We start from the raw sequence: 5262 nt of genomic DNA on the forward strand, positions 1-5262 counted from the left end.
AAAGCGTTGCGCTTGCATACGTTCGTCACTAGATGATGAACATTCTTTGGCACCATTCTCTATGAAAAATTCTAAGTCCTTTTTGCTCAGGTCTTCTTTGAGTTTTACATAAGACAGCGGCAATGTACCTGAGAAATTTCCATCATTCTTTTCCGAATAGAAGTTGAGTTCTCTGGTAATTTGAATATTTTTAGGATCAAGTTTATTGATCAAAGTGACAAACTGAGTGCCGCCTTGCGTCAGGATATAAGTGTTTTTTTGCCCTGCAATCACAATACTGTCTTTCGGTAAGTTCGCAGATGCTTGAGCAGGTCGTCCGAACGCAACGACATTGTCCTCAACTAACATGACACGTTCAGTACGAGTATAGGTTTTACTGTCTTTGGTAATGAGGGTTTTAGTTGCACATCCAGTTAAAGTAACGCCTGTTAACATGCAGATCATTGTTATTTTTGCTGATGTAGATAACATCCATGTACTCCTAATATTTTGAATTTTAAATTTAAAAAAGAACAAAAAGTATGAAAATAGCTCTTAGGACAATAATCAAAAAAGGCGATATATGCGAGGTTTTTTGGCATTGAAATTTGATTTTTTACAAACATCTAACAGATGAGTCTATTTTAATTTTTTTTATCTAAAGTTTAAAATTTTAATGAAATTTACCGTTTATCTGACCTCTGCTGAATAAAACAGCACTTTGTTGTAGCCTATAGGTAGATGCTTTTATTTAATCTCATCACGGATTTGATGACTGAGTTTTGGAGCAGAAATGAACTTACTCAAACGATCATTGCTGATTACGATGTTAACTTATATCGGTATTGCCACTGTTCAAGCCGAAGAACAGGTAGGTTCTTTGCCTACGATTCGGATCATGGCAGAATCAGAGCTACGTGAAGAGGTTGGATTGGTTCCTTTTCAGGAAGATATCAAAGTCCGCCAAGCCCTACAACATTATATAAACAAGCAGCAGACTGATATTCAAAATGCTCAACTCACCGAAGTCACAACTTCGATGGATTATCAGCCGAGAACCGTACAGCCTGATTTATCTCAAGTTTCACCTTTTTTAGAAGATTACATTATGGCTGTTGCGATGGGCTTTCAGTCATCTAATCCAAGTAATGGGGTCTTCAAAATGTTAGAACCCCTCAATATTAATCGGGATAATGCGAATGCATTTCGTGAAGGCACAATAAAAGTAAGTTTGGATGATCTATTAAAATTACAACAACAAATTGAAGCGGGTTTGAAAACACCTCAGAACTTTCTAACACGTTAACTTAAATCATATGTTGAGATAAAAAAATCCCCGTAATGGTACGGGGATTTTTTTATTTATTCTTTTATATAACGCTCAAAAATTGAAGAAAAATCATAGTTTTCAATCTTTTTACGATGCTCAGTCAGTTTTGTTTCAACTTGAATCGTTGTTTGCGAAATGATACTTGGTAAATTTAATAACACTTGCTCAGGAAGTTCACGCAACGAGAACATATTATTTACAGCTTGTTGTGTTGAAAAAAGCAATGATGATTGGCGCTCGATTTCTTTACAAGCCCCACCAATGCTAAACAGTGCTTTATATAAATCGCGCACTTTTTCAATTTGTGATTTTTCAATATCAATTGAATATGCTGCACCACCTAGATGGAACTTGAGTTCTACATCACGGTCTACTGTACCTGCAGTTTCAAGCTGAACATGACTGATTTGATAATGTTTGTAGGGATATCGGTTTAAAGTACGTTTTTTACTTACAGCACTTGTACCATCGAGATGGATGAAAGCAGAGTTTGTGAAACAATATTCATCAGTTTTGGCTTTGATCAGGAAAAAGATTTTTTCGTTATCTTCATGAAAAATATAGTCATCAATATCTGTTTTGTCATAGTCTCTTGGTTCGATGATCCGACCAATGTCGCTTGTCCCCATTAAATCTGCTGCCATATTTTTAAACATTGTTAGAGCCTTATAATTTTTGGAAATCCGATATTAATCTGATGCCACTTTGTTTGTCTATAGACTTTATTTGGGTTGATCGCTGTTTTAAATTCTCTAATAAATAGAATTGGTTATAAAAAAATCCCCGCACATGGCGGGGATTTTTCTTTTATCTCAGTGTCGATTAAACACGTTCGATAATTGTCGCGATACCTTGACCAAGACCGATACACATAGTCGCAAGACCAATTTGTGTATCTTGTTGTTCCATCACGTTCAACAATGTAGTAGTGATACGAGCACCAGAACAGCCTAATGGGTGACCTAATGCAATCGCACCACCATTCAAGTTAATGATGTCTTGTTTATCATAGATGCCTAAGCCTTTCATTACTGATAAGCCTTGAGCAGCAAATGCTTCGTTTAATTCGATCGTTTGGATATCCGCCATCGTTAAACCAGCACGTTTAAGCGCTTTTTGAGTTGCTGGAACTGGACCGTAACCCATGATTGCAGCATCACATCCTGCAATTGCCATAGAACGAATCACAGCACGTGGTTTTAAACCAAGCGCTTGAGCACGCTCAGCAGACATAACTAACATTGCAGAAGCACCGTCAGAAAGAGCAGAAGAAGTTGCTGCTGTTACTGAACCACCTTTAGGATCGAAAACTGGTTTCAACGCTTTGAATGCTTCAAGGTTTGCGTCAGCACGAATCACTTCGTCGATGTCGCAAAGGATTTTGAAACCATTTGCATCATGACCTTCAACACCAACGATTTCGTTTTTGAAACGACCTTCTTGTGTTGCAGCCCATGCACGACGGTGAGATTCAACACCGAACGCATCTTGTTCTTCACGAGAGATACCGTTCATACGACCTAACATTTCAGCAGTTAAGCCCATCATGTTAGATGCTTTTGCATAGTGTTTAGATGCTTCAGGGTTAAGGTCGATGCCGTGCATCATACCTACGTGACCCATATGCTCTACACCACCGATGATGAAGATGTCACCTTGGTTGGTCGCAATTTGTGCAGCAGCAGTATGAAGTGCTTGCATAGAAGAACCACAAAGACGGTTAACGGTTTGACCGCCAGCAGTCTTTGGAATATCAGCTAATAAACCAATGTTACGAGCAATGTTCATACCTTGCTCTAAAGTTTGGTTTACACAACCCCAAATGATGTCTTCAACTTCGTTGGTATCAAACTGGTTACGAGCAACAAGTGCACGTACTAATTCAGCAGATAAACTGTCGGCACGTACATTGCGGAACATACCGTTACGTGATTTGCCCATGGCAGAACGAACGCCATCAACAATCACAACGTCACGTGGATTTAAAGTAGCCATTCACGTCGCTCCTTAACCGTAGAATTTTTTGTTGTTAGCAGCCATGTCACGCAACATTTGTGGCGCTTCATAAGCTTTACCTAAGTGTGCATATTTGTCGCAAAGCGCAACGTATTCAGCAACACCAGTTTGGTCGATATAACGGCATGGACCACCACGGAATGGAGGGAAACCTACACCCATGATCATCGCCATATCTGCTTCAGAAGCAGTTGCAACGATGTTGTCTTCTAAGCAACGAACTGTTTCGTTACAGAAAGCAAGCATCATACGGTCAATGATTTCTTGTGGATCAAATTCACGTTTTTCGCCAGTCACGAAAGGCGCAATGATTTCGTAAGCTGTTGGGTCAACAGTTTTCGCTTTCTTACCTTTCTTGTCTAACACATATTTGTAGAAACCAACATCGTTCTTTTGACCAAGACGTTTTGCTTCGTACATCGCTTGGATAGAACCTTTGTAATCTGGCTTCATACGGTCAGGGAAACCTTCAGCCATCACTTCTGCGCCATGTACACCTGTATCGATACCAACAACGTCGATCAAGTATGCAGGACCCATAGGCCAACCGAATTTCGCCATTACATTATCCACTTGCTGGAAGTCAGCACCGTCTTTAACGAGTAGGTCGAATGCACCAAAGTAAGGGAACAATACACGGTTAACTAAGAAACCTGGGCAGTCGTTCACAACGATTGGTGTTTTACCCATTTTCTGAGCAAGAACAACAGTAGTTGCAATCGCTTCATCAGATGTCTTCTCACCACGGATCACTTCTACCAATGGCATCATGTGTACTGGGTTAAAGAAGTGCATACCAACGAAGTTTTCAGGACGTTGTAATGCTTTCGCCAAACGCGTAATTGAAATCGTAGACGTGTTAGAAGCAATAATCGTGTTTTCACGAACATTCTTCTCAGTGTCTGCAAGTACGATTTCTTTTACTTTTGGATTTTCAGTCACTGCTTCGATCACGATATCCACTTCTTTAAACTCATCGTAGCTTAAAGTTGGACGAATGCGAGCAAGTGTTTCGCCCATTTGTGCAGGTTTCATTTTGTTGCGTTCAACTTGCTTTGTTAGCAAGCCGTTCGCTTCTTTCATACCTAATGCAAGTTGTGGGTTCCCAATATCTTTCATGATGATTGGAGTGCCTTTGCTTGCCGCTTGGTAAGCAATACCACCACCCATGATACCCGCACCTAATACAGCTGCTTGGTTTACAGGATGAGCACCTTTTTCATATTTTTTCGCAGTTTTCTTCACAACTTGGTCATTGATGAATAAACCGATAAGTGCGCCAGCTTGTGGTGTGATCGCAGCTTTAGCGAAACCTTGAGCTTCTGCTTTTAATGCATCATTACGTGTAAGGTTTGCACCTGCTTGTAATGAGTCAAGCAATAACTTAGGAGCAGGGTATTGTGCAGGATTTGCTTTAGCAAGAACCGCACCTTTTGCTGTATTGAACGCCATCATTTGTTCAAGTGGGTTCAATTTAATTGCGTCTAATTTTTCTTGACGCTTTGCTTTCCAGTTCAAACGACCAGCAAGTGCTTGTTTAACTAAGTCAACAGCAGCTTCTTGAAGTTTGTCAGCAGCAACAACTGCATCTACAGCACCATCTTTAAGCGCAGCAGCTGGCTTCTTAGGATTCGCCATTGCCATCCATTCAACAGCATTGTCGATACCGATCAAACGGCTTAAACGAACGCTACCACCGAAACCAGGATAGATACCAAGTTTGATTTCTGGTAAGCCAACTTGTGCCTGCTCAGACATGACACGGTAGTCACACACTAAGCACATTTCAAAACCGCCACCCAATGCTGTGCCATTGATTGCAGCAACTTTAGGGATGTCTAAATCTTCAAAGCTATTGAAGACGTCATGTACAGGCATAAGCCAATCAACAATTGCTTGTTCACCAGCAGCGAAGTTGTCGCCAAATTCAGTAATGT

General features: G+C 40.4%; 5 protein-coding genes. 1 reads left to right on the forward strand and 4 read right to left on the reverse strand.

The window, feature by feature from the left end; all coding sequences use genetic code 11:
• A partial coding sequence (locus A2003_RS14600; RefSeq protein ID WP_286687555.1) for a YidX family protein occupies positions 1–471 on the reverse strand: 471 nt, incomplete at its 3' end.
• A 301-nt stretch (positions 472–772) separates the two neighbouring features.
• Between A2003_RS14600 and A2003_RS14605 the strand changes: the two genes are divergently transcribed.
• Positions 773–1285, forward strand: coding sequence for a hypothetical protein (locus A2003_RS14605; protein WP_004916891.1), 513 nt, complete (start codon positions 773–775; stop codon positions 1283–1285).
• 56 nt (positions 1286–1341) lie between these two features.
• On the opposite strand, the gene A2003_RS14610 is transcribed toward A2003_RS14605, so the two are convergent.
• The 3 genes from A2003_RS14610 to fadB all read right to left on the reverse strand — a co-directional run.
• Positions 1342–1965 carry a PH domain-containing protein gene (locus tag A2003_RS14610; RefSeq protein ID WP_286687556.1) on the reverse strand — a complete coding sequence of 208 codons (624 nt, stop codon included), beginning with the start codon at positions 1963–1965 and terminating at the stop codon, positions 1342–1344.
• 166 nt (positions 1966–2131) lie between these two features.
• The gene (gene fadA / locus A2003_RS14615; protein ID WP_005403562.1) at positions 2132–3304 is read right to left on the reverse strand and encodes an acetyl-CoA C-acyltransferase FadA; all 1173 of its coding nucleotides are present in this window, start codon (positions 3302–3304) and stop codon (positions 2132–2134) included.
• Between the two features lie 12 nt (positions 3305–3316).
• Positions 3317–5262: fatty acid oxidation complex subunit alpha FadB (fadB, locus tag A2003_RS14620; RefSeq protein ID WP_286687557.1), on the reverse strand; the 1946-nt coding region annotated here is incomplete at its 5' end.

The organism is Acinetobacter sp. GWC1_38_13 (assembly GCF_001767535.1).
In the GTDB taxonomy this organism is placed as follows: Bacteria; Pseudomonadota; Gammaproteobacteria; order Pseudomonadales; family Moraxellaceae; genus Acinetobacter; species Acinetobacter junii.

Coding starts and splice junctions, on each gene's coding strand:
- A2003_RS14605 (WP_004916891.1), top strand. CDS start 773: ATGAACTTACTCAAACGATCATTGCTGATTACGATGTTAACTTATATC.
- fadA (WP_005403562.1), bottom strand. CDS start 3,304: ATGGCTACTTTAAATCCACGTGACGTTGTGATTGTTGATGGCGTTCGT.
- A2003_RS14610 (WP_286687556.1), bottom strand. CDS start 1,965: ATGTTTAAAAATATGGCAGCAGATTTAATGGGGACAAGCGACATTGGT.